Below are 26,559 nucleotides of genomic sequence, written 5' to 3'. Positions count from 1 at the left end.
TGGAAAGCCAAACCGACATGACCGAGAATGAAAAGCCGCTGGATCAGGCGGCTGAAGACGAATTGAAGGGTGTGCCCGAGCATCTGCGCGAGGGCGGAAACGTGGCTGACGATGTTGCCGAAGCGCTCGAATCGCTGCGCCGCGATCTGGAAGCGGCCAGGCAGGAGGTGCTCTACGCCCAGGCCGAAACGCAGAATGTGCGCCGCCGTCTGGAGCGCGAGAAGGACGAGGCGCGCGCCTATGCCGCGACCGGCTTTGCGCGCGATATCCTGAGCGTCGCCGACAACCTGTCACGCGCGATCGACGCGATCCCGCAGTCCCTGCGCGAGGACGACAGCATGAAGGGTCTCGTCTTCGGCCTCGAGGCGACCCAGCGCGAGCTCGAGAAGGTCTTCGCCGCCAACGGCATCACCCGCATCGCCGCGGTCGGCCTGCCGCTCGATCCAAACCAGCACCAGGCGATGCTCGAAGTGCCCAGCAACGATCACGAGCCGGGCACGGTGGTCTCGGAAATGCAGGCCGGATGGATGATCAAGGACCGCCTGCTGCGCGCGGCGATGGTGGCGGTGGCGAAGAAGCCGGACTGACCGGCCCGTCCTCACGCCGAGCCGAGGAACATCGCTGCACTCTCTCCGGTAGTCTCGGGATCAACCCCGCGTATCGGAGAGACCAGCATGACCCGTCGTTTCATCACCATTCTCGCAGGCGCAGCCGCGACGCTTTCTCTTGGCGCCTGCGCCGATAACTATGCGGTCGAGGGCGCAGCCGTCGGCGCCGCAGCTGGTGCTGCCGTGGGCGCGGTCACCGGCGGCGATGTCGGCACGGGTGCAGCGATCGGGGCGGCGGCGGGCGGCGTCGGCGGCACGCTCATCAAGAAGCGCGACAATGGCGATTGTTACCGCGTGGACCGTGACGGACGTGAATACACCGTGCGCTGCCCGGACTAGGCCTGCTCGAAGGGCAGGATCGCCTTGTAGACCTCGGGCGAGGGCGCGCCGGCCACGGTCGCGCCCTGCCGCAGCATGAAGGCGTGGCGGACGATCTCGGCCTGCTGCTCGATCCCGTAACGTTCGAGCGGCCAGCCCGGCTTCAAGGCATAATCATAGCGGCACCACGGGTGGCGGTGCGTGACCAGATACCAGCGCCCGCGGGTCTGGGCCTGCCAGACGTGGGTCATCTCGTGGATGAAATGGGCCTGCGCGTCGAGGTCGCCAGCGGCGAAATCATCGCAGTAATGCGGGGCATCGGGGTGGAAGTGGAGGTGGCCCATCGGCGCCATCGTCACCACGCGCGGCTGGAAGGGCAGGAACTTCCGGCGCTTCACCGTCACCTGTGCATAATCGATCGCATCGCCGAAGATCGAGCGCGCCAGGGCAATCTCGCCCGGTGTGAGCGCGCGGGCTCCGCCTGCCGGGCAGGCGAGGGCAGCAGGCGGAGCCACCGCCGCCCGTTCCCTCGCGCCCGGCGGCAGGATCAGCGCTCGTCCCCCGCCGCGCGCACCGGCGCGTCGATGGTGGCGGTCATGCCGTTCGAGAGCGTAAACGTCACCTTCGCCGTGCCGCCGGCCTTCAGCGCGTCGGTCGGGTCCATCGCCATCACGTGCAGCCCGCCCGGCGCAAAGCTGAGCGGCGTTCCCTCGGCCAGCGGCACGGCGTCGGCCATCACCATCTGTGCCTTGCCCGCCGTCTCGGCGTAATCGTGGATCATGGTCATGCCCGCGCCCTCGACATCGACGCTGTCGAGCGTGACGCCGGGCGCGCCGGTGTAGGCAAGGTCGAAATAGACCGCAGCCGGATTGCCCGCGACCGGGGGCAGTACGACCCGCGCGTTCGTCACCGTCAGCCCGGCGCTCGCGCTCGCGGTGGCGGCGGCATCGGCAGGCGCATTGGCCTCCTTCGAGCAGGCAGCAAGGCCCGGCAGCAGCGCAGCAGCCAGAGCCGCAAGCGCGGCAGTACGGATCGGATTCACGTGATTGTCTCCCGGTGGAACGGCATTGTCGGCGACGAAATCTAGGCGCGCCGCTCTCTTGTGCCAAGCGAAAGCACACCTATATCGCCGTCACAAACGAGCCGCCAATGTGCTTTGCCGACCAATCGGGAAGCCGACGGCAGCGGTGTCCAACAATGTCCTTATGGATGGGGAAACAATGGGTAAAGTAATCGGTATCGACCTCGGCACCACCAACTCCTGCGTCGCTGTCATGGACGGCGGCAAGCCCAAGGTGATCGAGAATTCGGAAGGTGCGCGCACCACGCCCTCGATCGTGGCCTTCACCAAGGATGGCCAGCGCCTGATCGGTCAGCCGGCCAAGCGCCAGGCGGTGACCAACCCCGACAACACGCTCTTCGCGATCAAGCGCCTTATCGGCCGCCGCTTCGACGATCCCCTGACCAAGAAGGATATGGAGCTCGTCCCCTACAAGATCACCAAGGGCAAGAACGGCGACGCGTGGGTCAATGCGGGCGGCGAGGATTACAGCCCGTCGCAGGTGTCGGCCTTCATTCTCCAGAAGATGAAGGAAACCGCCGAGAGCTATCTCGGCGAGACCGTGACGCAGGCCGTCATCACCGTGCCCGCCTATTTCAACGACGCCCAGCGTCAGGCGACCAAGGACGCCGGCCAGATCGCCGGCCTCGAAGTGCTGCGCATCATCAACGAGCCGACCGCCGCGGCGCTCGCCTATGGCATGGACAAGGAAGACGGCAAGACCATCGCCGTCTACGACCTTGGCGGCGGCACCTTCGACGTCTCGATCCTCGAGATCGGTGACGGCGTGTTCGAGGTGAAGTCGACCAACGGTGACACCTTCCTCGGCGGTGAAGACTTCGACAACGCGATCGTCGAGTTCCTCGCGGATTCCTTCAAGAAGAAGGAGCAGATGGATCTGAAGACCGACAAGCTCGCGCTCCAGCGTCTCAAGGAAGCCGCCGAAAAGGCCAAGATCGAGCTGTCGAGCGCGGCGACCACCGAAATCAACCTGCCCTTCATCACCGCGCGCATGGAAGGTGGCAGCACCACCCCGCTGCATCTGGTGGAAACGATCACCCGCGCCGACCTCGAAAAGATGGTCGACAACCTGATCCAGCGCACGCTCGAGCCCTGCAAGAAGGCGCTCGCCGATGCGGGCATCAGCAAGGACCAGGTCGACGAGGTGATCCTCGTGGGCGGCATGACCCGCATGCCCAAGGTGCGCGAAGTCGTGGAGCAGTTCTTCGGCGCCAAGCCGCACACCGGCGTGAATCCCGATGAAGTCGTCGCCATGGGCGCTGCCATTCAGGCGGGCGTGCTTCAGGGCGACGTCAAGGACGTGCTGCTGCTCGACGTGACCCCGCTCTCGCTCGGCATCGAGACGCTGGGCGGCGTGTTCACCCGCATGATCGACCGCAACACCACCATCCCGACCAAGAAGACCCAGACCTACTCGACCGCCGAGGACAACCAGAACGCGGTGACAATCAAGGTCTATCAGGGCGAGCGCGAGATGGCGGCAGACAACAAGCTGCTCGGCAATTTCGACCTGATCGGGATTCCGCCGGCCCCGCGCGGCGTGCCGCAGATCGAAGTCACCTTCGACATCGACGCCAACGGCATTGTGTCCGTGGCGGCCAAGGACAAGGGTACCGGCAAGGAGCAGACGATCAAGATCCAGGCCTCGGGCGGTCTCAGCGACGCTGACATCGACCAGATGGTGAAGGATGCCGAGAAGTTCGCCGAAGAGGACAAGAAGCGCCGGGCGGCCGCGGAAGCGCGTAACCAGGCCGACAGCCTCGTCCACGCGACCGAAAAGCAACTCGAAGAGCACGGCGCCAAGATCGATGCCGGTCTCAAGAGCGACGTCGAGGCGGCGATCGCGGCGGTGAAGACGGCGCTCGAAGGCGGCGATGCCGACGAGATCAACGCCAAGGCGCAGGCCTTGACGCAGGCCGCCATGAAGATGGGCCAGCAGATCTACGAAGCCCAGCAGGCCAGCGGTCCCGAGGGCGAGGCGGCTCCCGCCGAGGAAGCACCGGCTGAAGACGTCGTCGACGCCGAGTTCTCCGAGGTCGACGAAGACAAGAAGGGCTAAACGATCAACCTGAACACTCACGCGTCATCCCCGCGCAGGCGGGGATCCAGCTAGGCTCGCACCACCCGGCATGCATGGCTGGACCCCTGCTCCTCGCAGGGGTGACGGGTGGGTCAAAGGGGCGAAAGAATGGCTACCCAGACCGACTATTACGCCACGCTCGAAGTCACCCGCGATTTCGACGGGGCGACGCTCAAGAGCGCCTACCGCAAGCTCGCCATGAAGTGGCACCCGGACCGCAATCCGGGCGATGCCGGCGCCGAGGCGAAGTTCAAGGCGATCAACGAGGCCTATGATTGCCTCAAGGACCCGCAGAAGCGCGCGGCCTATGACCGCTACGGCCACGAGGCCTTCACGCAGGGCATGAACGGCGGCGGTGGCGGGCCCTTCGGTGGCGGCTTTGGCGGCGGGCGCGGCGCGGACGGCTTTGCCGATATCGGCGACATCTTCGAGACCATCTTCGGCAGTGCCTTCGGCGGGGGCGGGCAGCAGCGCCAGCCCAACCGCCGCGGCGCGGACCTGCGCTACGACATGCAGGTCAGCCTCGAAGAAGCCTTCCACGGCAAGTCGACCGAGATCGAGATCGAGGTCTCGCAATCCTGCGAAACCTGCGACGGCTCGGGCGCGACACCCGGCACCTCCGAACGCCAGTGCAACCTGTGCCACGGCATGGGTTCCGTGCGCGCCAAGCAGGGCCTGTTCGTGATCGAGCGCCCGTGCCCGACCTGCAACGGCCGCGGCACGGTGATCGAGAACCCCTGCCGCGTCTGCCGCGGCGAGGGCCGTGTCGACAAGGCGCAGACCCTCAAAGTCGATATCCCCGCAGGTGTCGACACCGGCACCCGCATCCGCCTTCAGGGCAAGGGCGAGGCCGGCCAACGCGGCGCGCCGCCGGGCGATCTCTACATCTTCCTCCACGTGAAGCCCCATCAGGTATTCGAGCGCGAGGGCACGACGCTCGCGACCCGCGTGCCGGTGAGCTTCACCACCGCGGCGCTGGGCGGCTGCGTCGAAATTCCCGATCTCGACGGCTCGACCAACCGCCTCGAAATCCCCGCCGGCATCCAGTCGGGCAAGCAACTGCGCGTGCGCGGCGCGGGCATGCCCGTGCTGCAAGGGCGCGGGCGCGGCGATCTGGTGGCGGAAATCGTGGTCGAGACCCCGACCAGGCTCTCGCGCCGCCAGAAGGAAATCCTCGAGGAATTCAAGGCGACCGAGACGGGCGACGAATGCCCCGAAAGCCGCAGCTTCTTCGCCAAACTGAAGGACGCCTTCGGGGGCTGATCCTCATCCGTTCGCCTCGAGCGTAGTCGAGAGGCCCTTATACAGGTGTCTCGACTTCGTTCGACGCAAACGGGGAGCGCCTAACCCAGCTTCTCCCGCACCTCCAAGCGGATCTGGTCGAGCAGGCCCCGCTGGCAGCGTCCGGCGGCCTCCTCTTCGTCCAGCACCGCGAGGAAGGCTGCGCGCTTGCCCTGACGCTGGGCCTCGGCCGACATCCCGCCGCTGACCGTCGAGGCGAGCAGGTCGATCATCCGCTCCGTTCCGTGGAGGCGGCCCCACAGATAGTCGTTCTCGCGGTAGTCGCGGCTGAAGAAGGCGCCGAAATTGTAGAACTCGATGCCGCGCAGCGTCGCCGCCGTGCCGCCCTCGCGGATGCTGAGCGCATCGTCGGGCGAGATGCGGTCGATCTTGACCGGGTTGAACTCGTCGAGCCCCTCGCGCCGCGACAGAGGGAGGGTGGCGACGTCGTAGAAGGGGAAGCCCAGATAGGTCAGCAGCATCCGCCGCTTCAGATCCTTGGGCATGTCCTCAAGCGCATCGATCAGCATTTCCTCGGCGCGCAGATCCGTCGCCGGAAGCAATCGCTGGGTGGCGAGGAAATCGAGCACCGCGCCCGGGTGCGCGATCGCATCCACCGCCAGCTCGCGGAAGCGGGGCACGTGCAGCACGTCCTCGTCGGCGTTGTAGTAGAGCGCGAGGATTTCGTAGAGCCGGTCGCGCGCACGGTCGAGCGCGTCCTCGGCGACCTCGCCGCCCACCTGCCAGTCGCGCGCCAGCTTGCGGGCGAGGAGCTGCAGGCGGCGGATGCGGAAGCCCGTGTCGTGCGCGCGGAAGAAGGCAATCGCCGCCGGGTTGGCGCCGCCGTTGATGTCGGTGACCTGCACGAGGCCCCGCGCCTCGAGCTCGCAGCGCAGGGCGTGGACCAGCGGCGCGGTGTCGGCCATCGGCTGCCCTGCCGCCTTGAGCGTCAGCCGCGCGAGCTGGTCGAGGATCCCTTCGAACTTGGTGAGGGCATAGGCCCCGAAGGCATAGCCCGCGCGCTCGGCTGCGGCCTGCTGCGCCTTCGCGCGCCAACCGGCAAGCCGCTTGGGCGTGGGGCGGTCGAGCAGGAATGTGTAGCCGAACAGCTTTTCCACCGCGCGGTCGATATCGCCCTGCAATTCCATGACGATGCGCTTCAGCCGCGCCGCATCGCGCGATTGCTGCTCGATCCGTTCGAGATCGTCGCGGATCGGCTGTTCGCGCGGGATGGTCGAAAGCGAGCCGAAGATCGCACCGAAGAAGCCGATGCCCCGCGCGCGCATCGCGGCGGTGGGCGCGGCGCCTTCGGGGCGGGGGTCGAGATAGACGAAGCGCCGGTCGACCTCGCGCTGGGCGGGGCGGCCATAGAGCGCGGCAAGCGCGGCACCGAAGGGCGCGTTGACCAGCACCGCCCCGTCGATCAGCGCGACCTCGTCCACCGTGCCGTGCGCGACATGGGTCGGCATCACCCGCTTGAGGAAGGCCCCGCGGCTTTCCCAGTGGTGCCCTTCCGCGTCGGCGAGCGCGTCGATCTCGGCGAGGGTGAGCGGGGGGAAGGCTCCGGGGAAGCTCGCCGTGGCGCGGGCGGCGAGCACCAGCTCCATCGGATCACCCAGCATCGTGCCCGCGCGTTCGGCCACCCGCGCGCGGAAGGTGATCGGCAGGCGGTGCTCGGTCTCCTCGACCTGCGGGGGCGAGTTCAGCCGCAGCGTTTCGGCATGGCCGCGGAAATCGGTCGCGGTCACGGCGAGGTCGATCGGGTACCCGGCGGGGAGCAGCGGGATGTTGTCGCCCTCCTCGGCCATGCGCATCAACGCCTCGTAGAGCATCCCCGAAAAGCGCGCGCCGGAGAAGGGTGGGCTGAACCACCGCCCGCGCACCAGCCTCGAGACTTTCGCCCGCACCTCGGCCCGCGTTTCGGGCGAGACCGTGGCGCTCACCGCATTGCCGGGGCGCGAGAGGAACCATTCTGCGATCGGCTGCGCCCACAGCTTGGCATAGCGCCACATCGGCTCGGCCTCGGGATCGGTCAGTTCGCTCACATCGGCGTTCATCAGCCACAGATCGGTCAGCGGCTCGAGGCTGTGCCCGCTATGGATCGCCTGCGCGAGGAATACGGCGTTGATGCCGCCCGCGCTCGCGCCGGTGAGGATATCGGGCAGCACCCGCACCCTCAGCCCGTGCTGCGCTTCGATCACGCCGAGGAAATCGCGATAGGCCGCCGCCACGCCGTCAAGCTGGACAGCGGCAGGATGATGGAACGCCCGGCTCGCCCGCGCAAGGTGCCAGACCTCCTTGGTGATCCCGTGCATGTAGACCGCCAGGCTGACCCCGCCGTAACACACGAGAGCAAGGCGCAATTCCTTCTGGCGCATGGCTAGTGTCTAGCGCGCCGGACAGGCGCAATGCAATTGCGTTCGTCATCTGTTCTCGATATGGCACGGACTTATGGCAAAAACGAAGCGTCGTTACGTGTGTCAGGAATGCGGCTCGGTCTCGCACCGCTGGCAGGGGCAATGCGCCGATTGCGGGCAGTGGAACACGCTGGTCGAGGATGTGCCCGCGACGGTGTTCTCGCAGAAGCACGACCTGTCGAGCGGGGGGCGGGCGGTGGCGTTCGAGCCGCTGAATGCACCCACGACGCTGCCTGTGAGGAAGTCGACGGGTCTTGCCGAATTCGACCGCGCGCTGGGCGGCGGCCTTGTGCCCGGCTCGGCAGTGCTGCTGGGCGGCGACCCGGGCATCGGCAAATCGACCCTGCTGCTCCAGACCGCGGCGACCATCGCGCGCGGCGGGAATGACGTGGTCTATGTCAGCGGTGAGGAAGCGGCGGGGCAGGTACGCCTGCGTGCCGCCCGCATGGGGGTGGCCGATGCGCCGATCCGGCTCGCGTCCGAAACCTCTGTGCGCGATATCCTCACGACGCTGGGGCAGGGCGAGCCGCCCGCGCTGCTGGTGATCGATTCGATCCAGACGATGCATTCCGACACCATCGAGGGCGCGCCCGGCACGGTCTCGCAGGTGCGCGGCTGCGCGCTCGAACTGATCCGCTACGCCAAGGAGAGCGGCTGCGCGCTGGTCCTCGTCGGCCACGTCACCAAGGACGGCACCATCGCGGGACCCCGCGTGCTCGAACACATGGTCGATGTGGTGATGAGCTTCGAGGGCGAACGCTCGCACCAATACCGCATCCTGCGCGCATTGAAGAACCGCTTCGGCGCGGTCGACGAGATCGGGGTCTTCGCAATGGCCACGGAAGGCCTGGAGGAGGTCGCCAACCCCTCGCTCCTGTTCCTCTCGGGCCGCGAAACGCCGCTGGCGGGGTCTGCGGTGTTCCCGGCGCTCGAGGGTACGCGGCCGGTGCTGGTGGAAATCCAGGCACTTATCGTGCGCCTGCAATCGGGTGCGACCCCGCGCCGGGCGGTGGTGGGGTGGGACAGCGGGCGCCTCGCCATGCTGCTCGCCGTGCTGGAATCGCGCTGCGGGCTCAATTTTTCCTCGGCCGAAGTCTATCTCAACATCGCCGGGGGCTACCGCCTGACCGACCCCGCCGCCGACCTAGCGGTGGCTGCCGCGCTGGTCTCGGCGCTGGCCGACCGTGCGCTGCCCGACAAGACGGCGTGGTTCGGCGAGGTCAGCCTTGCCGGCGAGATCCGCCCCGTCGCCCATGCCCCGCTGCGCCTGCGCGAGGCGGCCAAGCTTGGCTTTGCCCGTTGCTATGGCCCGGCCGGCGGCGCGAACGGCGAGAGGGGCGCGGATTACCGCGGACTTGCTGCACTTGCGAACGTCGTTGACCAGGTGATGGGCAGCGCTTAACCTTCGGCCATATGGCGATCCTCGATCTTATCATCGGCATCATTGTCATCGTTGCGGCAGTGGGCGGTTTCATGCGCGGTCTGGTGCAGGAGGTGCTGAGCCTCGCTGCGTGGATCATGGCGGCCTTCGCGGTCCATTTCCTCCACCCGCAGCTGGCCGAGGGCCTGCGCTATTTCTACCGCGCAGAGCCTGCGGTCTCGCTCTTCGCCTTCGTGCTGCTTCTCCTCATCCCCTATGCGGCGATGAAGGTCATCATGGGCACGGCGAGCGGTGCGTCGGATGGTGCGGTGCTGGGGCCGGTCGACCGGGTGCTGGGCTTCGGCTTCGGCGGCCTCAAAGGCGCGCTGATCGCGGTCTTCGCCTTTGCCCTGCTGGTGACGGGCTTCGATGACAAGTGGGGCTACACCGGCCGCCCGCTGTGGATCACCAATGCGCGCACCTACCCTGCGGCCGATGCCTTCTCGCGCCAGCTGCTGCCCGAAATCGGCATCCGGCGCGACCGTCTGCGCGGCGAGAACGAGGCGCGGGAGGCCGCAGCGAGGCGCTTCAAGAAGTGATCCGCCGGTGACTGCGCGCGTCTCGTCGAAGCTCTACACGCCCGAATTGCTCGCGCTGGCGACGGGCCTCGCGGAGTTTCAGCTGGCTGACGATCTGCCGCTGCGCGCCGAGGCCCGCTCGCGCAGCTGCGGCAGTGTGATCGCGCTCGGGCTTGCGTTGGATGATCGCGGCCTCGTGTCGGACATCGGGATGAAAGTCAGCGCCTGCGCCATCGGACAGGCTTCCGCCGCGCTGCTCGCCCGCTCGGTGCGGGGCGACAATCCGGGGAGCGTCATCGCCACCGCCAACGCGCTCGAGAAGTGGCTCGCGGGCGAGGGCGACCTGCCCGCATGGCCGGGCATCGCGGCGCTCGCCCCGGCGCTCGATCACCCCGGGCGGCACGGGGCGCTGCTATTGCCGTGGAAGGCCGCGCGCGAGGCGCTTTCGCAAGCCGGTGACGCGCGCTAGGGACTGGGGCCGAGAGAGAGACCGTCCCCGCACATCACGGGGCACCGGCAAAGGGGACACAAGGGACATGGCAGAGGCGCAGGCGCTCGCTGACCGCGAGCCGTCCGACAAGGAAATCCGGCTGGTGATCGGGGCATCGTCCGCCGGCACCATCTTCGAATGGTACGATTTCTTCATCTACGGCACGCTCGCCTACATCCTGAAGGACGCCTTCTACGCCACCGACAACGAGACGCTGGGCCTGCTGCTGGTGTGGTCGACCTTCGCGGTCGGCTTTGCCTTCCGCCCGCTGGGCGCGGTGCTGTTCGGCTTTCTGGGCGACAGGCTGGGGCGCAAATACACCTTCCTCGTCACCGTCACCCTGATGGGGATTGCCACGGCCGGCGTGGGTCTGATCCCGACGATCGACACCATCGGCATCGCCGCGCCCATCATCGTCATCCTGCTGCGCGTGATCCAGGGGCTTGCACTGGGCGGCGAATACGGGGGCGCGGCCATCTATGTCGCCGAACACGCCCCGCCCGAAAAGCGCGGCTTCTACACCAGCTTCATCCAGGCGAGCGTGGCGGGAGGCTTTGTCCTCTCGATCATCGTCGTCATCGCCTGCCGCGCGCTGATCCCGACCGAGGCGTTCAACGCATGGGGCTGGCGCGTGCCCTTCCTGCTCTCGATCGCGCTGCTCGCGATCTCGCTGTGGATGCGGCTGAAGCTGTCGGAGAGCCCTGTCTTCCAGGCTATGAAGGCGGCCGGCGAGACCTCGGGCAATCCCTTCGTCGAGAGCATGACCTATCCCGGCAACCCCAAGCGGCTGTTCGTCGCGCTGTTCGGGATCACCGGCATCCTGACAACGATCTGGTACACTGGCTTCTTCTCGGCGATGAGCTTCCTGCGCGGGCCGATGCATGTCGATGACGTGACGACCGAGCTGGTGCTGCTGGTCTCGGGCCTGATCGTGATGAGTTTCTACGTGATCATCGGCAAATGGTCCGACCGCGTGGGCCGCAAGCTGCCGATTATCATCGGCTCGGCGCTGACGCTGGTGCTGCTGTTCCCGCTGTTCTGGCTGATGGGGAGCTTCGCCAACCCCAAGCTCGCCGAGGCGGCCGAGCGCACGCCGATCGTCGTGAGCGGCCCGGCCTGCGAGACCGATCCCTTCGCCGAACTGTTCAAGCGCGACCAGACCGATTGCGGCAAGCTGCTCGAGACGCTGACCGCCTCGGGCGTGGCCTACACGCTGAAGCCGGGCGGGGAACTGGCGATCACGGCGGGCGGCAACCCGGTCACCATCGATCCCGCGTGGCTCAAGGACGGGGCGGCGCGCAAGAAGGGCGTGCAGGAGGGGCTCGCGGCCTACGGTTTCGACTTTGCCAAACAAAGCCCGCCCGCCGGGCAGGTGATCGGCATCGTCGGCGTGCTGCTCGCGCTCGGGATGCTCTCGGCGCTGACCTATGGCTCGGTTGCGGCGCTGCTGAGCGAGATGTTCCCGCCGCGCATCCGCTATTCCTCGATGTCGATCCCCTACCACATCGGCGCGGGCTATCTCGGCGGGTTCCTGCCGCTGATCGCGGGCGTGATCGTGGCGCGGACCGGGGATATCTACGCGGGGCTGTGGTACACCTGGACGGTGGTCGCATTCGGACTGCTGGTCGCGTGGTGGGGCATCCCCGGCGGCCCGCCCAAGGATTTCGACGAGGGGACGGCGTGATCCGCAAGGGTCTGGCCAGCGTTGTGGCGGCGCTCGCCTGTGCGGCGGCGCCTGTCGCGGCGCAACTGACCTCGCCCGAGCCTACGGTCAAGGCGGTGCCTCCGCCGCCTGCATCGAGCCCCGTGCCGACCTTTATCCAGCTCTCGGAGCTGGCCCTGTTCGCCCGCTTCTGCGGCGGGGAAACGGTGAGCGAGGGCATCCCCCAGCTGCCACCCGGCACGCGCATCGGCTTTGCCGACGATCCCGACGGGCCTGCCAGCCTCGTGCTGTGCATCGACCAGTACAAGGCAGCGCTCGCCATCCCCGTCACGAGCACCGACGATGCGCTGGTGTTCATGGCCTTCAAACCCTTCGCACCCCTGTGGCCCGCTGCCGAGGCGCGCTGGGGAAGCGATCTAGAGCGCCTGCGCGACGAAGTGCGCCGCACGCCGCTCGATGTGGCCCTGGCGGCCTATCCCTATTCCGCGCAGATGGACCCGGCGGCGGCCGCGGTCTTCGCCGCCTCGCGCACCGCGAGCGCGGCGGGTGATCACGATCGCGCCCGCGCGCTGGTGGAGGCCGAGCTGGTGCGGCTCGCCGCGCTCGAGGCTGCGGGCAAGGCCAAGGGACGGAAGAAGCGCGAGGTCGAATACGGCTTCGAGATTTCGCTCCTGATCGGGCGGATTGCCAACCTCGAAGCCTATGCCAACGGACCTTCGGCGGGGGCGGACCTGCTCGCACGGCTGCTCGAGCAATATCCGCTCGACGAGGATTACCGCGCCAACCCCGTCACCAACCTCGGCGCGCTGCTTGCCGAGGCCGGCCGCAGCGCCGAGGCGCTGGCGGTGATCGCGCCCTTCGCAAAAGGCATCGATCCGGGCCGGATCCAGCCCGAACGCTACCAGATCCCCGGCAGCATCCGCGAATTCAGCTGGATCGCGGCCTGCGCCCAGAACGGCGTGGCTGGCGCATCCGCTGCCGCCCCCTATATCCGTGTCGTCAATTCCTTCCGCCGCGGGCCGGTCGATCCCTATGTCGGCTGGACCAGATCGAACGCCTCGATCAAGTTCAGGATGTACAAGTGCCTCGGCGACATGGAGGGTTATGCCGCCGCCTGGCGCAGGGAGCAGCCAGGGCCGCTGTCCGTGCTATGGCTCGAATTTCAGGAGCATGGCCGCTCGATGATCGGTCACCGCCGCCTCGACGCGCCGCTCCGCGCGGCTCTTGCCGCCGAATTCGCACCCGATTATCGCGAGCTCCCCGAAAGCTACCGGCCGGCGCTGCGCGCATGGTGGCCGGAGCGCGCGGGAGAGGAATAGCGATGCACCCTGATACCCCGCAGCCACCTCCCAGCCTGCGCCTTACTGTCGATACCGATGCCCTCGCCGCCAACTGGCGGGCGCTCGACGCGCTGTCGGGCGCCGCCAGCGCGGGTGCCGCGGTGAAGGCCGACGCCTACGGGCTCGGCGTCGATACCTGCGTGCCCGTGCTGCGCGATGCGGGGTGCGAGACCTTCTTCGTCGCTCACTGGAGCGAGGTCGCGGGGGTCGCCGCCCATGTCCCGGCCGACCGGATCGCGGTTCTGCACGGCGTCCTGTCCGAAGCCGATTGCGCCTATGCCCGCAGCATCGGCGCGGTGCCGGTGATCAACTCGCTCGATCAGGCGCGGCTGTGGCAGGCGAGCGGGGGAGGGCGGTGTCACCTGATGGTCGACACCGGCATCAACCGGCTCGGCATTTCCCTCGGCGAATCGGGCGATCCGGTGATCGGCGGGCTCGCAATCGACATCCTGATGAGCCACCTCGCCAGCGCGGACGAGACCACGGCGATGAACCGGATGCAGGCCGAGCTGCTGCGCGAGGCTGCCGACAGCATCGCCCACCAGCGCCTCAGCCTTGCCAACAGCGCGGGGATCGCACTGGGCGAGGCCTTCGCCTTCGATGTCACCCGCCCGGGCCTTGCGCTCTACGGCGGCGTTCCGCGGGCCGAGCTCGAGGGGCATATCCGGCAGGTCGCGCGGGTCGAGGCGCAGATTATCCAGTGCCGCCAGCTCGCGCCGGGCGATGCGGTGGGCTATAACGGCACCTTCATCGCCAACACCCCGATGCGCGTCGGCACCGTGTCGATCGGCTATGCCGACGGTTTTCTTCGCAGCCGCGGCCCCGGCAATGCCCTGCTCCATCAAGGCCGCCCGCTGCCGATCCTCGGCAAGGTGTCGATGGACATGGTCGTCACCGATCTCGCAGCCGCACCCGATCTGGGGCCGGGTGACTGGATCGAGGTGCCATGGAACATTGCCGATGCTGCGCAGCAAAACACTCTGTCGCCGTATGAAATGCTCACGGTTCTGGGCCGTCGGTTAAGGGGAGCCTAGCCGGTTTAACCGTTGTTGTTGCACCGCAGCTTGTGCAGGTGCTAAGGTGACCTAGCGAAAGTTAAATCAATAACGCGGGGTCACAGAGCGATGGTCAGGACAAAGGCGGCATCCGGCACGGAAGGCGATGCCATCATCATCAAGAAATACGCCAACCGGCGCCTCTACAACACCGCATCCTCCAGCTACATCACGTTGGAAGACCTCGCCAAGATGGTGCGCGAGAATGTCGAGTTCCAGGTGCTCGACGCCAAGACCGGGGATGACATCACCCACCAGATCCTGACCCAGATCATCATGGATGAAGAGGCTAGCGGCGGCCAGCAGATGCTCCCCGTCAGCTTCCTGCGCCAACTGATCGGCATGTACGGCAATTCGATACAGGCGCTGATGCCGTCGTATCTCGAAGCCAGCATGGCCAATTTCCGCGACAACCAGTCGAAGATCCGCGAAGCCTTCGAAAAGGGCATCAGCGCGACGCCCTTCGCCGCGATCCACGAGACCAACATGGCGATGATGCGCGCCGCGGCCGATGTGTTCATGCCGGGCCTCGGCAAGGCCAAGGACAAGGCTCCGGCAAAGCCCGCTGCCGACACCTCGGGTGAGCTTGCCGCGCTGCGCGAACAGATGGCGGCGATGCAAAAGAAGCTGGACGAACTCGGCAAATAACGCCTAGCGCCCGCGCGCCGCGGCAGCAGCCGCAACAGTTCAAGCAGGAAGCCAGCACCCGTGTCCCAGATCCGCCACGCGCTCACCGTCAAGCGCGAAGACGACTTTGCCAAGTGGTATCAGGAAGTGATCTCCGCCGCCGACCTCGCCGAGGAGTCGGGCGTGCGCGGCTGCATGGTGATCAAGCCGTGGGGCTACGGCATCTGGGAACGCATCCAGCGCCTGATGGACGACCGGATCAAGGCCGCGGGTGTGCAGAACTGCTATTTCCCGCTCTTCATCCCGCTCGCCAACTTCACCCGCGAGGCCGAGCATGTCGAGGGCTTCGCCAAGGAGATGGCGGTGGTCACCCATCACCGCCTGATCGCCGACGGCAAGGGCGGCCTGATCCCCGATCCCGAAGCCAAGCTCGAAGAGCCGCTGGTGGTTCGGCCGACCTCGGAAACGATAATCGGCGATGCGATGGCACGCTGGGTGCAATCGTGGCGCGATCTGCCGCTGCTCACCAACCAGTGGGCCAACGTCGTGCGCTGGGAGATGCGCACGCGGATGTTCCTGCGCACCAGCGAATTCCTCTGGCAGGAAGGCCACACCGCGCACGAGACCCGCGAGGACGCGCTGGCCGAAACGCACCGCGCGTTGGAAATGTACCGCGCCTGCGCCGAGGATGACCTCGCGCTCCCCGTGATCGCGGGCGAGAAGCCGGAGAACGAGCGCTTCCCCGGCGCGGTCGAGACCTGGTCGATCGAAGCGATGATGCAGGACGGCAAGGCGCTTCAGGCGGGCACCTCGCACTACCTCGGCAACAACTTCGCCCATGCGGCGGGCATCCAGTTCCAGGACCGCGAGGGCACGCAGCAATATTGCCACACGACCAGCTGGGGCGTCTCGACCCGCATGATCGGGGGCGTCATCATGACCCACGGCGACGACGACGGCCTGCGCGTGCCGCCTGCCATCGCGCCGCAGCAGATCGTGATCATCCCGATGCTGCGCGAGGCTCCGGAAGACGCGGAGCTGATCGCCTATTGCGAAACCGTGCGCGCTGCGCTCGCCAGCCAGATCGCGCTGGGCGAACGGGTGCGTGTGCTGCTCGACACCAAGCCCGGCAAGGCCGCCGCCAAGCGCTGGGACTGGGTGCGTAAGGGCGCGCCCGTCATCATCGAGGTCGGCCCGCGCGACATGGCCGAAGGCAAGATCGCGGTTCTGCGCCGCGACCAGCTGTGGAACGCGGCCAACGGCAAGCCCGCCTTCACCTATCCCGCACACGGCGACTTCGTGGCCGAGGTGGGTGCGGTGCTCGAAGCGATCCAAGTGGGCCTCTATGAAGAGGCCAAGGCGCGGCGCGATGCCAATATCACCCGCGGCGTGACCGAATGGCAAGCGGTCGTCGATCACTTCGACAAGGGCGGCAAATACCCCGGCTGGGTCGAGGTCGAGTGGGCCAAGCCCACCGGCGTGGCGCTCGAAGCCGTGGTCGAAAAGCTGAAGGCGGTGAAGCTGACGATCCGCAACGTACCGCGCGAGGCGGAACCTGCGAGTGGCACCTGCATCTTTACCGCCGCGCCCGCCGTGGAGCGCATTCTGGTGGCGCGGGCTTACTAGGTTCGTCACCCCCGCGAAGGCGGGGGTCCAGCTCCCTCAAGAACAAGCTGGATCCCCGCTTGCGCGGGGATGACAAGGGTTGCGTTTGCGAGGGCGGAACGCGACAAGGCCGGCATGCGCAAACTGATCCTCCTCGCTTCCCTCGCGGCCGCCCCGCTTTCCGCCCAGAGCAACCCCGCCGATAAGGTCTCCGCCGAAAGGCTGGAGAAAGACGTCGCCAAGCTCGTCAGCTTCGGCACCCGCCACACCCTGTCCTCGCAGACCCATCCCGAGCGCGGGATCGGCGCGGCGGTCGACTGGGGACTGGCGGAGTTCAAGCGCATCGGCGCGAAGTGCGGCGGATGCCTCGAAGTGCTGCCCGTGGGCGAGACCGTCACCGGCCCGCGCGTTCCCACCCCGACACTGGTGCGCAACGCGGTCGCGATCCAGCGCGGCAGCGAGCGGCCGAACGAGGTCGTGATCGTGCAGGGCCACATCGACAGCCGCGTCACCGACGTGATGGACGCGACCTCGGACGCACCCGGTGCCAACGACGACGGCAGCGGCACCGCGCTGGTGATCGAGGCGGCGCGGGTGCTCTCGGGCGCGAAGTATCCGACCACCATCATCTACGCCTTGCTTTCGGGCGAGGAGCAAGGGCTCCACGGCGGGCAGATCCTCGCCAACTGGGCCGAGGCGCAGGGCTTCACGGTGAAGGCCGTGCTCAACAACGACATCGTCGGCAATTCCTGCGGGAGCGACGGCTATTGCGAGCCCAAGGTGGTGCGCGTCTTTTCCGAAGGACCGCGCGCCGATCTCACCGACCGGCTCCGGGCGGCGCAGACGCGCTTCGGGGGAGAGAACGACACGCCGAGCCGCAACCTCTCGCGCTGGGTGGCGGGGCTGGCGGCAAAGCACCCCGACGAGCTGCAAGTCCGCCAGATCTGGCGCACCGACCGCATGGGACGGGGCGGGGATCAGGTGCCGTTCCTCCAGAAGGGCTACCCCGCGATCCGCTTTTCCGTCGGGGTCGAGGATTACGACCACCAGCACCAGGACCTGCGGACCGAGAACGGCACCAAGTTCGGCGACACCATCGACGAGATGGACTTTGCCTATCTTGCCGGGGTGACGAAGCTGAATGTGCGCGCCCTCGATGCGCTGGCGCGCGCGCCGATGCCGCCGAAGGTCAAGGTGGATGCAGCGGTGCGGGTGGATACGCAGCTCGACTTCACAGTGGCTGCCGGTGCCAGCGAGTACAGGGTCTTCGCGCGCCCCACCGATGACCCAAGCTGGGCCGCCGCTGTTGTCGGCCAGCGTCCGATGGTGCTGAAAATGGCCGATGTCCTTCGGAATTTTCCAGACAAGGAGCCGGTCAAGCTCTCCGCGGTCCTGAAATTGCGTGGCGACGACTGGATGTTCGGCGTGGCGGCTTGCGCGGGCGAGTATTGCTCCCCCGTCGCCAGCGCGGTCCCCGGCGGGGCCTTCGAGCCGGTGGCCAAGGAATGAACCTCGTCATTGCGAGCGGAGCGAAGCAATCCATGGATCGACCCCTCTGGCGGGTGACAGGTTCGCCCATGGATTGCCGCGTCGCCTAAAGGCTCCTCGCAATGACGAAATTCATCGGGTAGGGGATAACTCATGCCCAAACCTCCCAAGCTCCCTCAGGGGATGCCGAGCCGCAGCCAAGTGCTCGACTTCATCCAGTCCTCCGACATTCCCGCCGGCAAGCGCGAGATCGCCAAGGCCTTCGGGCTGAAGGGGCAGGAGAAGATCAAATTGAAGGCCCTGCTCAAGGACATGGCCGAGGAGGGCCTGATCGACGGCACCAAGAGCGCGTTCCACCGCATGGGCGGGGTGCCCAAGGTGACGACGCTCCGGATCGTCGATGTCGATGATGGCGACCTCGTCGCCGAGCCCGATAACTGGGACCCCGAGGCCCCCGGCAAGCCGCCGCGCCTCACCATCCGCGAACCGCGCCCGCGGCCCGGGGTGAAGCGCCCGCCGGCGCTGAAGCGCGGCGACCGTGTGCTCGCCCGCACCGAGGAGACCGCAAACGGCGCGTGGATCGCCCACGTGATGAAGAAGCTCCCCGCGCGCACCGAGGGGCTGATGGGGATCGTCGAGATCGACCGCACCGGCAAGGCGTGGCTCGCCCCCGTCGACAAGCGCGTGCGGCAGTCCGCCCCCATCGCCGACCGCGGAAGCGCCGAGGAAGGCCAGTTGGTGATCGCCGAACGCGTCGGCCGCTCCGAGCGCGCCGGGGTGAAGGTGATCGAGGTGGTGGGCGATCCGCTCGCACCGCGCTCCTTCAGCCTCATCGCCATCGCCAAGCACGGCATCCCGCACATCTTCCCTGAGGAGGTGCTCGAAGAAGCCCCGCGCGCGGCGAAGCTGAAGCTCTCCGACAAGGGGCGCGAGGACTTGCGGCACCTGCCGATTGTCGCCATCGACCCCGCCGACGCGCGCGATCACGATGACGCGATCTGGGCCGAGCCGGATGGGCAGGGCGGGTTCAACGCGCTCGTCGCCATCGCGGACGTCTCGTTCTACGTCCGCCCCGGCTCCGCCCTCGACCGCGAGGCGAGGAAACGCGGCAACTCGGTCTATTTCCCGGACCGCGTGGTGCCGATGCTGCCCGAGGTGCTCAGCGCCGACGTGTGCTCGCTCAAAGAGGGCGAGGACCGCGCCGCGATGGCGTGCCACTTGCACATCAACGCCGACGGCAAGGTATCGAGCTACCGCTTTACCCGCGCGCTGGTGCGGATCGCGCACAACATCGCTTATGAGGATGCGCAGAAGGCGGTGAACGCGGGCAATCCGCCCGAATACCTCGCCAACCTGTGGGCCGCATGGCGCGCTCTCGCCGCCGCGCGCGATGCCCGCGATCCGCTCGAACTGGAGCTGCCCGAACGCCGCGTGGTGCTCGATGAGCAGGGCCGCATCGCCGAGATCGCCATCCGCGAAAGGCTCGATGCGCACCGCGTGGTCGAGGACTTCATGATCGCTGCCAACGTCGCGGCGGCCAAGGCGCTGGAGGCCAAGACCGCGCCGGTCGTCTACCGCATCCACGAGCCGCCAAGCCGCGAGAAGCTGATCGCCCTGCGCGATTACCTTGCCACCATGGGCAAGAAGCTGGCGCTGGGTCAGGTGGTGACGCCCGGCCTGTTCAACCGGATGCTCAAGGATATCTCCGACGAGGCCGAGCGCGCGTTGGTGATGGAGGCGGTGCTGCGCAGCCAGACGCAGGCCTATTACGGACCTGCCAATGCCGGGCACTTCGGGCTGAGCCTCGGCAGCTACGCCCACTTCACCTCGCCGATCCGCCGCTATTCCGACCTCTTGGTTCACCGCGCGCTGGTCGATGCCTACAAGCTCGAACAGCCCGCCCCGCCGGGGTCGATCCCGGCCACCTCCGGCCTCTCGGACCGCGACCGCGCCAGCCTGCAACAGGTCAGCGACGCGATCAGCCAGACCGAGCGCCGCGCGATGGAGGCCGAGCGCGACACCATCGACCGCTATGTTGCCGCCTGGCTCTCGGGCCGCGTCGGCGAGGTGTTCGACACCCGCATCACCGGCGTGCAGAGTTTCGGCTTCTTCGCCACCATCACCGGCCTCGGCGGGGACGGACTGGTGCCGATCTCCACCCTCGGCGGCGAGTACTTCCGCCATGACGAGGCCGCCAAGGCGCTGGTCGGCACCGACAGCGGCACCACCTACGCCACCGGCGACCGGCTCAAGCTGCGCCTCGCGGAGGCCAATGCGCTGACCGGATCGCTGAAGTTCGTGCTGCCCGATCAGGATGCCGGCGTGATCGAACCGCGCGGCAACCGCCCTGAAGAGCGCAAGCGCGCGCCGGGTGGCGGAGCGCCGAAGAAGGCGGGCAAGTTCATGGTCGGCAAGCGCGGGCGGCCGGGCAATATCCGCCACCAGGGCCGCAAGAAGTAGCGCTTTGAAGCGCCGCTCGCCGTCTCAGGTGTGAAGCGGCTTGCCGGTCTCGTCGTAATCGCCCGGAACGATGTAGAGCGGGCAGGGCAAGCTGCCCGCCGCGGCCGAGAAGTGCGTCACCAGCGGCCCCGGGCTCCCGCCCTTGGCCGCACCCAGCACCAGCGCGCCGACCTCGTCATGCTCGGCAAGGAACTGGCTGACGATCTTCTGCCCCTGGCCGATCTTGACCGAGATGGTCGGCATGATCCCGCTTTCGGCGAAGAGATTGCCCGCAACCCCGTGCGCCAGCATCTCGGCCCGGTCGCGCGCCTCGGCTTCGATCGTGGCCTGCACCGCGCCGAAAGCGCTGAAGTTCTGCTGCGGCACCAGCGCCAGCAGATGCACCGCGCCCCCCACGGCGGCGGCCCGGCGCGCGGCGTAGCGCAGGGCGGCGGTGGCTTCCTCGCTCTCGTCGATGATGACCAGGAATGTGCGCATCGTGTCAGCCCCGTTACAGCCGCGGGGTATCAATGCATTCGTATGGATTGGCAAGAGCGGACCGCTTCCTGACGATTCGGGGCCTTGCCGGACGTTAGGGAATTGGCCAGAGACAGCCCCAAGGATCGATTACGGGAGTTTCAACGGATCATGGCCCTCGACATCAGGATGCCGGCTTTGTCGCCCACCATGGAAGAAGGCACGCTGGCCAAGTGGCTGGTCAAGGTCGGCGATACGGTCCGCTCGGGCGACGTGATGGCCGAGATCGAGACCGACAAGGCGACGATGGAGTTCGAGGCGGTCGATGAAGGCGTGATCGCCGAGATCATCATCCCCGAAGGCAGCGAAGGCGTGAAGGTCGGCGCGGTGATCGCGCGGCTGACGGTTGAGGGAGAGGAAGCGGCCCCTGCGCCTGCACCCGCACCCGCCGCGAGCGCGCCTGCCGAGGCTCCCGTTGAGGCGCCTGCCGCTGAAGGCCCCGCCGCCACCCCGACCGCGCGCAAGCTCGCCGAGGTCAACGGCATCGACCTTGCAGGGCTGACCGGCACCGGCCCCAAGGGCAAGATCACCAAGGAAGACGTCGAGGCCGCGATTGGCGCCGGCGGCGGCACGCCCGTCGCTGCACCTGCTCCTGCCGCTCCGGCTGCGGCCCCCTCGGGCGAGCGCATTGTCGCCTCGCCGCTCGCCAAGCGGATCGCGGCGGACAAGGGCATCGATCTGGCGCAGGTCAAGGGCACCGGCCCCAATGGCCGCATCGTCAAGGAAGACGTCGAGAATTTCACGCCCTCCGCCGCTGCCACGCCCGCTGCGGCTCCGGTGGCTGCCGCAAGCGCGCCTGCCCCTGCCGCGACCCCCGCTCCCGCCCCCGCCATCGAAGGCGGCGCGCCTTTCGCCGAGGAGAAACTCTCGGGCGTCCGCAAAGTCATCGCCCGCCGCCTCACCGAGAGCAAGCAGACGGTACCGCACTTCTATCTCACGATCGATATCCGCCTCGATCCGCTGCTCGAGCTGCGCGCACAGCTCAACAAGTCGCTCGAGCCTGACGGGGTGAAGCTCTCGGTCAACGACCTCCTCATCAAGGCGCTCGCCCGCGCGCTGATCCGCGTGCCGCAGTGCAATGTCAGCTACCACGGCGATACGCTGCGCCGTTACAGCCGCGCCGACATCTCGGTGGCGGTCGCCGCGCCCTCGGGGCTGATCACTCCGGTCATCACCAGCGCCGACACCAAGGGCCTCGCCGCGATCTCGACCGAGATGAAGACGCTCGCGGGCAAGGCGCGCGACGGCAAGCTGATGCCGCACGAATACCAGGGCGGCACCGCGAGCCTCTCGAACCTCGGCATGTACGGGATCAAGCAGTTCGACGCGGTGATCAACCCGCCGCAGGGCATGATTCTCGCGGTCGGGGCGGGGCAGCAGGCGCCCTACGTGGTGAACGGCGCGATCGAGGTCGCAACCGTGCTCCATGCCTCGGGCAGCTTCGACCACCGCGCCATCGACGGCGCCGACGGCGCGCAGCTGATGGAGGCAATCAAGCAGCTGGTCGAGAACCCGATGGGGCTGGTGGTCTAGTCCAATGCCCGCGGGCGAGCTCACCATCAGGGCGACCGCCATGCCGGCCGACACCAACCCCTATGGCGGGGTGTTCGGCGGGTGGCTGATGGCGCAGATGGCGCTCGGCGCTGGCTCGCTCGCGAGCCGGGTGGGGAAGGGCAAGGCCGTGGTCGTCGCCGCGACCGACTTCGCTTTTCCGGGCGCAATGGCGGTCGGCGACGAGCTCAGCGTCTATTGCGACGTCCTCGCCACCGGAACCACCTCGCTCACCATCGCTGCCGAGGCCATCGCCCGCGAGCGCAACGGCGAGGCGACGCAGACCGTCGCGCGCGGCACCTTCAGGTTCGTATTGCTGGACGAGGACGGCCGCCCGCGGGCGGTTGCGGGATCAAACAACTGAATTCGAATGACGGGATCGGACAATGGCTACTGAATATGACGTGATCGTGCTGGGCTCGGGCCCCGGGGGCTACGTGGCGGCGATCCGCTGCGCGCAGCTCGGGCTCAAGACCGCCATCGTCGAGCGCGAGAACCTCGGCGGCATCTGTTTGAACTGGGGCTGCATCCCGACCAAGGCGATGCTGCGCTCGGCCGAGATCTTCCACTACATGCAGCACGCGGGGGACTACGGCCTCAAGGTTGCGGGACAGATCGAGGCGGACCTTGCCGCCATCGTCAAGCGCAGCCGCGGGGTTGCCAAGCAGCTCAATCAGGGCGTCACGCATCTGATGAAGAAAAACAAGATCGCGGTGCACATGGGCGAGGGGCGTCTGACCGGGCCGACCAGCCTGACGGTGAAGTCGGACAAGGGCGAGGAGCAGCTCGCCGCCAAGCACATCATCGTCGCCACCGGCGCGCGCGCCCGCGATCTGCCCTTCGCGCCCGCGGACGGCAAGCGCGTGTGGACCTACCGCCACGCCATGACCCCCGCCGAACTGCCCGCCAAGCTGCTGGTGATCGGGTCGGGCGCCATTGGCATCGAATTCGCGAGCTTCTACAACGACCTCGGCAGCGACGTGACCGTGGTCGAGATGCTCGACCGGATCGTGCCGGTGGAGGACGCGGACGTCTCGACCTTCCTCGAAAAGAGCCTCAAGAAGCAGGGTATCACCATCATGACCGGCGCGGGGGTCGAGGCGATCAAGGTCTCCGACAAGGGCATCACCGCCACCATCAAGGACAAGGCGGGCGCGTCGGCCACCAGCGACTTCACCCACGTCATTGTCGCCATCGGGATCGTACCCAACACGGAAGGCATCGGGCTCGAAGGGCTCGCCGACATGGACCGCGGTTTCATCCAGATCGACCCCTATGGCCGCACCAAGAGCGCCGGCCTGTGGGCCATCGGCGACTGCACTCCGGGGCCCTGGCTGGCGCACAAGGCGAGCCACGAGGGCGTCACTGCCGCCGAGGCCATCGCCAAGGAGCTGGGCAACACCGAAGTCCACCCGCACCCCTTGAACCGCAGCAACATCCCGGGCTGCACCTATTGCCACCCGCAGGTCGCATCCGTCGGCATGACCGAAGCCAAGGCGAAGGAAGCGGGCTACGACGTCCGCGTCGGCAACTTCCCCTTCATCGGCAACGGCAAGGCCATCGCGCTGGGTGAGGCCGAGGGCTTCATCAAGACCGTGTTCGACGCCAAGACCGGCGAGCTCCTCGGCGCGCACATGGTCGGCGCGGAAGTGACCGAGCTGATCCAGGGCTACACGGTCGGCAAGACCCTCGAGACCACCGAGGCCGAGCTGATGCAGACCGTCTTCCCGCACCCGACCCTGTCCGAAATGATGCATGAAAGCGTGCTCGACGCCTACGGGAGGGCGCTGCACTTCTGAGGCAACGGGGGCCGCGGACAGGCGCGTCCCGCAAACCTTGCATATGTTAGCAACCTGAGACAAAACCGGGAGCGTGAACCAGCACGCCCCCGACATCGCCCTGCGCATCAGTGCCGCCGACCGCGCGCTGGCTGGCGGCGCGCTGGGCGAGGCGCGGCAGATCCTCGAGGAGGCCGCGCGGCTCGATCCGCCGCTCCCCGATTTCTGGCACCGCCTCGCCACCGTCAGGAAGATGTCCGGCGCGCCCATGCTCGCGGTCGAGGCGATCGACCGGGCGCTGGCGCTCGCGCCGCTCGATTTCGTCGGCCTGCTGATGCGCGCGCACCTGCTCGATTCCGCCGGGCACCCCGAGGCGGGCGAGGCCTATGGCCGCGCGCTCGCGCAGCCGCGCCCCAATCCGCTGCCGCCGGTCTTCGCCCAGACCATCGCGCGGGCCGAGTCCATGTGGGCGGCGCACCAGCAATCGATGACCCACCGGCTGGGCGAGGCGGTCGAGGCGAGCGGGGCCGATCTCACCCCCGCCGAACGCCGCCGCGCGGAGCGCTTTGCCAGCAACATCGCGCGCACCACGCGCACCTATCACTCCGAGCCGACCCACTTCGCTTGGCCGGGGCTCAGAGAGGCCGAGTTCCACGACCGCGCGGCCTTCCCGTGGCTCGAAGAGCTGGAGAGCCTCACCCCCGCGATCCGAGCCGAAATGGATGCGGTCGCCCAGGCCCCCGACGCGGCGCTCGTCCCTTACGTGAAATATGCCGACAGCGAGCCGCTCGCCCAGTGGCGGGAACTCAACCACAACCGCGACTGGACCGCCATCCACCTGATCGAGCGCGGCGCCACCGTCGCCGCAAATGCCGCGCATTGCCCCGCGACCATGGGCTTCCTTTCGCGGATGGTTCAGCCGCACATCGCCGGCTGCGCGGCCAATGCGATGTTCTCGCTGCTCGCCCCGCGCACGCATATCCCGCCCCATGTCGGCGTCGCCAATTTCCGCCTACTGTGCCACCTGCCGCTGATCGTGCCCAACCGCTGCTGGTTCCGCGTCGGGGCCGAAACGCGCGACTTTGCCGAAGGGCAGGCGTGGGTGTTCGACGACACGATCGAGCACGAAGCGAAGAACGAGACCGACGCCTTGCGCGTGATCCTGATCTTCGACATCTGGCACCCCGACCTGTCCCCGGCGGAACGTGCAGCGATCACGGCGGCGGTCAGCGCGGCGGCGATGCCGGTGGGGGCGCTTTAGCCGGACAAGAGAAAGGCGCGGGTGATGGAGGCGATGGTTCGGCTGGCGTGGGCGATGTGATGATTATCAGCTTAGCGGTCAATTTATCGGGCATCGGCGAAAAATGGTTCCGCCTTTCGCCCTGCCGGTCAGCGCCTTCCCACCATCAGCCAGCTTGAATTGCCACACTTCGTTTATTTGGCTGCCGTTATCATCTGTCGTCGTCGTGTGAAGGTCGATCTCGTTCGCAGAAAATAGCTCAACGCTGGTCACGTCGTATTCAACCTCAAAATTATAGAATTTCTTCGCAGCGAGAACGAACCGGGCCTCACGACTTTTGCAACCATCTTCGATTATCTCATCCCAAGCGCCAATAAACACCTTTGGGATGCTGCTGACAGTCCTTGGGTATGAGGTGGACTCTCCAACGGTTTCAGGCGAAGTAGATTTCAATGCTCCGCTCATTGCGTCTGCAAACGCAGCACCAATGATAGAGTTGGGATTGTACCCAACTCGCTCGCCATCTCCGTATCTAATTATTTTGCAAGGATCGGAGCAGAATGCCTTGTAGATTACGCGACCGTTGTCAGCAACGGAGGTGAGCACGTGCTGGTCCTCGCCATTCTTGCCGAGATAGCGAAAGCCATAGACTTCACCCGCTGCTTTGCCGTTTTTTCGATCCTCCTCAGAAACGGCCCCAACGTAGTAATATACGCCTCGCTCCTCCTCTTCATAGTAATGATGCAGGACGGGAGTTGGGCGTGCAGTCGTTTCAATTGGAGCTTCAGTCACGGCAACTGAGGGAGGCGAATTGCTCTCCTTCTGCCCGCACGACGCGAGCACTAATGCAGAACCAGCCAAAGCCACAAGACACCGCTGCATTCGAATCTCTCCATGCCGGGGGGCATCGTATTCGCGGCTGGAACAAGCTACAACCTGCTGGGAAAGTTCGGATTGTGACAACTTAACGGGGTTTACGCGCAATCGCGCCCAAGTGGTTGTCATCTCCACCGAACAGACCTT

At 67.1% G+C, this 26,559-nt stretch carries 23 protein-coding genes; 18 read left to right on the top strand and 5 right to left on the bottom strand.

Features of this window, described 5'->3' with window-relative positions; translation table 11 throughout:
* Positions 1-17: 17 nt before the first annotated feature.
* Positions 18-587, top strand: a complete 570-nt coding sequence (locus tag BZF57_RS04995; protein ID WP_086735968.1) for a nucleotide exchange factor GrpE — start codon at positions 18-20, stop codon at positions 585-587.
* Positions 588-674: 87 nt separating this feature from the next.
* Entirely contained in the window at positions 675-947 is a 273-nt protein-coding gene (locus BZF57_RS04990) for a YMGG-like glycine zipper-containing protein (protein ID WP_086735288.1), read from the top strand.
* On the opposite strand, the gene BZF57_RS04985 is transcribed toward BZF57_RS04990, so the two are convergent.
* Positions 944-1,441 (bottom strand): vgr related protein, encoded by a 498-nt coding sequence (locus BZF57_RS04985; RefSeq protein ID WP_086735286.1) that lies wholly within the window; start codon positions 1,439-1,441, stop codon positions 944-946. The two genes, BZF57_RS04990 and BZF57_RS04985, sit on opposite strands and share 4 nt — an antisense overlap.
* A 32-nt stretch (positions 1,442-1,473) precedes the next feature.
* The gene (locus BZF57_RS04980) at positions 1,474-1,968 is read right to left on the bottom strand and encodes a copper chaperone PCu(A)C (RefSeq protein ID WP_086735284.1); all 495 of its coding nucleotides are present in this window, start codon (positions 1,966-1,968) and stop codon (positions 1,474-1,476) included.
* Positions 1,969-2,146: 178 nt separating this feature from the next.
* Between BZF57_RS04980 and dnaK the strand changes: the two genes are divergently transcribed.
* The gene (dnaK, locus tag BZF57_RS04975; protein ID WP_086735282.1) at positions 2,147-4,066 is read left to right on the top strand and encodes a molecular chaperone DnaK; all 1,920 of its coding nucleotides are present in this window, start codon (positions 2,147-2,149) and stop codon (positions 4,064-4,066) included.
* Between the two features lie 129 nt (positions 4,067-4,195).
* Positions 4,196-5,350 carry a molecular chaperone DnaJ gene (gene dnaJ / locus BZF57_RS04970; protein ID WP_086735280.1) on the top strand — a complete coding sequence of 385 codons (1,155 nt, stop codon included), beginning with the start codon at positions 4,196-4,198 and terminating at the stop codon, positions 5,348-5,350.
* Positions 5,351-5,430: 80 nt separating this feature from the next.
* Here dnaJ and BZF57_RS04965 read toward each other — a convergent pair whose 3' ends face one another.
* Positions 5,431-7,746 (bottom strand): patatin-like protein, encoded by a 2,316-nt coding sequence (locus BZF57_RS04965; RefSeq protein WP_086735278.1) that lies wholly within the window; start codon positions 7,744-7,746, stop codon positions 5,431-5,433.
* A 73-nt stretch (positions 7,747-7,819) separates the two neighbouring features.
* Here BZF57_RS04965 and radA point away from each other — a divergent pair, with 73 nt between their 5' ends.
* The 10 genes from radA (at position 7,820) to rnr (ending at position 20,451) form a co-directional block, all read left to right on the top strand.
* Positions 7,820-9,187 carry a DNA repair protein RadA gene (gene radA, locus BZF57_RS04960; protein ID WP_086735276.1) on the top strand — a complete coding sequence of 456 codons (1,368 nt, stop codon included), beginning with the start codon at positions 7,820-7,822 and terminating at the stop codon, positions 9,185-9,187.
* Between the two features lie 11 nt (positions 9,188-9,198).
* The gene (locus BZF57_RS04955) at positions 9,199-9,744 is read left to right on the top strand and encodes a CvpA family protein (protein ID WP_086735274.1); all 546 of its coding nucleotides are present in this window, start codon (positions 9,199-9,201) and stop codon (positions 9,742-9,744) included.
* Between the two features lie 7 nt (positions 9,745-9,751).
* A complete protein-coding gene (locus BZF57_RS04950; protein ID WP_206073193.1) occupies positions 9,752-10,192 on the top strand; it encodes an iron-sulfur cluster assembly scaffold protein in 441 nt (146 codons plus the stop codon).
* A gap of 67 nt (positions 10,193-10,259) precedes the next feature.
* Positions 10,260-11,897, top strand: coding sequence for an MFS transporter (locus BZF57_RS04945; RefSeq protein WP_086735272.1), 1,638 nt, complete (start codon positions 10,260-10,262; stop codon positions 11,895-11,897).
* Entirely contained in the window at positions 11,894-13,195 is a 1,302-nt protein-coding gene (locus BZF57_RS04940) for a hypothetical protein (protein WP_086735270.1), read from the top strand. Before BZF57_RS04945 ends, BZF57_RS04940 begins: the two co-directional genes overlap by 4 nt.
* Before the next feature lie 2 nt (positions 13,196-13,197).
* Positions 13,198-14,250 (top strand): alanine racemase, encoded by a 1,053-nt coding sequence (gene alr, locus BZF57_RS04935; RefSeq protein ID WP_086735267.1) that lies wholly within the window; start codon positions 13,198-13,200, stop codon positions 14,248-14,250.
* A 90-nt stretch (positions 14,251-14,340) separates the two neighbouring features.
* A complete protein-coding gene (gene phaR, locus BZF57_RS04930) occupies positions 14,341-14,919 on the top strand; it encodes a polyhydroxyalkanoate synthesis repressor PhaR (RefSeq protein WP_086735265.1) in 579 nt (192 codons plus the stop codon).
* 60 nt (positions 14,920-14,979) lie between these two features.
* A complete protein-coding gene (proS, locus tag BZF57_RS04925; protein WP_086735263.1) occupies positions 14,980-16,524 on the top strand; it encodes a proline--tRNA ligase in 1,545 nt (514 codons plus the stop codon).
* A 114-nt stretch (positions 16,525-16,638) separates the two neighbouring features.
* The gene (locus tag BZF57_RS04920) at positions 16,639-18,012 is read left to right on the top strand and encodes a M28 family peptidase (protein WP_086735963.1); all 1,374 of its coding nucleotides are present in this window, start codon (positions 16,639-16,641) and stop codon (positions 18,010-18,012) included.
* Positions 18,013-18,144: 132 nt separating this feature from the next.
* Positions 18,145-20,451: a ribonuclease R gene (gene rnr / locus BZF57_RS04915; protein WP_240505857.1), complete on the top strand. Its 2,307-nt coding sequence runs from the start codon at positions 18,145-18,147 to the stop codon at positions 20,449-20,451.
* Positions 20,452-20,475: 24 nt separating this feature from the next.
* Here rnr and BZF57_RS04910 read toward each other — a convergent pair whose 3' ends face one another.
* The gene (locus tag BZF57_RS04910) at positions 20,476-20,928 is read right to left on the bottom strand and encodes a universal stress protein (RefSeq protein WP_086735260.1); all 453 of its coding nucleotides are present in this window, start codon (positions 20,926-20,928) and stop codon (positions 20,476-20,478) included.
* A gap of 150 nt (positions 20,929-21,078) precedes the next feature.
* Between BZF57_RS04910 and BZF57_RS04905 the strand changes: the two genes are divergently transcribed.
* The 4 genes from BZF57_RS04905 to BZF57_RS04890 all read left to right on the top strand — a co-directional run bounded on the left by BZF57_RS04905 (position 21,079) and on the right by BZF57_RS04890 (position 25,557).
* Entirely contained in the window at positions 21,079-22,500 is a 1,422-nt protein-coding gene (locus BZF57_RS04905) for a 2-oxo acid dehydrogenase subunit E2 (RefSeq protein WP_086735258.1), read from the top strand.
* Between the two features lie 4 nt (positions 22,501-22,504).
* Positions 22,505-22,882 carry an acyl-CoA thioesterase gene (locus BZF57_RS04900; RefSeq protein ID WP_086735256.1) on the top strand — a complete coding sequence of 126 codons (378 nt, stop codon included), beginning with the start codon at positions 22,505-22,507 and terminating at the stop codon, positions 22,880-22,882.
* A gap of 22 nt (positions 22,883-22,904) precedes the next feature.
* A complete protein-coding gene (gene lpdA / locus BZF57_RS04895; protein ID WP_086735254.1) occupies positions 22,905-24,317 on the top strand; it encodes a dihydrolipoyl dehydrogenase in 1,413 nt (470 codons plus the stop codon).
* Positions 24,318-24,390: 73 nt separating this feature from the next.
* On the top strand, positions 24,391-25,557 hold the full coding sequence (locus BZF57_RS04890) for an aspartyl/asparaginyl beta-hydroxylase domain-containing protein (protein WP_086735252.1): 1,167 nt from the start codon (positions 24,391-24,393) through the stop codon (positions 25,555-25,557).
* A 78-nt stretch (positions 25,558-25,635) separates the two neighbouring features.
* On the opposite strand, the gene BZF57_RS20575 is transcribed toward BZF57_RS04890, so the two are convergent.
* Positions 25,636-26,547 carry a hypothetical protein gene (locus BZF57_RS20575; protein WP_143738347.1) on the bottom strand — a complete coding sequence of 304 codons (912 nt, stop codon included), beginning with the start codon at positions 26,545-26,547 and terminating at the stop codon, positions 25,636-25,638.
* Positions 26,548-26,559: the final 12 nt, after the last annotated feature.

Origin of the sequence: Erythrobacter colymbi, from assembly GCF_002155685.1 — a bacterium.
Taxonomy (GTDB): domain Bacteria; phylum Pseudomonadota; class Alphaproteobacteria; order Sphingomonadales; family Sphingomonadaceae; genus Erythrobacter; species Erythrobacter colymbi.
The sequence above is the reverse complement of the archived record's forward strand: the minus strand, read 5'-3'. Positions and strand labels throughout refer to the sequence as shown.

What these genes read in the sequence shown, in the direction of transcription:
- BZF57_RS04995 (WP_086735968.1), top strand. Translation starts at nt 18, where the DNA reads ATGACCGAGAATGAAAAGCCGCTGGATCAGGCGGCTGAAGACGAATTG.
- BZF57_RS04990 (WP_086735288.1), top strand. Translation starts at nt 675, where the DNA reads ATGACCCGTCGTTTCATCACCATTCTCGCAGGCGCAGCCGCGACGCTT.
- dnaK (WP_086735282.1), top strand. Translation starts at nt 2,147, where the DNA reads ATGGGTAAAGTAATCGGTATCGACCTCGGCACCACCAACTCCTGCGTC.
- dnaJ (WP_086735280.1), top strand. Translation starts at nt 4,196, where the DNA reads ATGGCTACCCAGACCGACTATTACGCCACGCTCGAAGTCACCCGCGAT.
- BZF57_RS04965 (WP_086735278.1), bottom strand. Translation starts at nt 7,746, where the DNA reads ATGCGCCAGAAGGAATTGCGCCTTGCTCTCGTGTGTTACGGCGGGGTC.
- radA (WP_086735276.1), top strand. Translation starts at nt 7,820, where the DNA reads ATGGCAAAAACGAAGCGTCGTTACGTGTGTCAGGAATGCGGCTCGGTC.
- BZF57_RS04955 (WP_086735274.1), top strand. Translation starts at nt 9,199, where the DNA reads ATGGCGATCCTCGATCTTATCATCGGCATCATTGTCATCGTTGCGGCA.
- BZF57_RS04945 (WP_086735272.1), top strand. Translation starts at nt 10,260, where the DNA reads ATGGCAGAGGCGCAGGCGCTCGCTGACCGCGAGCCGTCCGACAAGGAA.
- alr (WP_086735267.1), top strand. Translation starts at nt 13,198, where the DNA reads ATGCACCCTGATACCCCGCAGCCACCTCCCAGCCTGCGCCTTACTGTC.
- phaR (WP_086735265.1), top strand. Translation starts at nt 14,341, where the DNA reads ATGGTCAGGACAAAGGCGGCATCCGGCACGGAAGGCGATGCCATCATC.
- BZF57_RS04920 (WP_086735963.1), top strand. Translation starts at nt 16,639, where the DNA reads ATGCGCAAACTGATCCTCCTCGCTTCCCTCGCGGCCGCCCCGCTTTCC.
- rnr (WP_240505857.1), top strand. Translation starts at nt 18,145, where the DNA reads ATGCCCAAACCTCCCAAGCTCCCTCAGGGGATGCCGAGCCGCAGCCAA.
- BZF57_RS04910 (WP_086735260.1), bottom strand. Translation starts at nt 20,928, where the DNA reads ATGCGCACATTCCTGGTCATCATCGACGAGAGCGAGGAAGCCACCGCC.
- BZF57_RS04905 (WP_086735258.1), top strand. Translation starts at nt 21,079, where the DNA reads ATGGCCCTCGACATCAGGATGCCGGCTTTGTCGCCCACCATGGAAGAA.
- BZF57_RS04900 (WP_086735256.1), top strand. Translation starts at nt 22,505, where the DNA reads ATGCCCGCGGGCGAGCTCACCATCAGGGCGACCGCCATGCCGGCCGAC.
- lpdA (WP_086735254.1), top strand. Translation starts at nt 22,905, where the DNA reads ATGGCTACTGAATATGACGTGATCGTGCTGGGCTCGGGCCCCGGGGGC.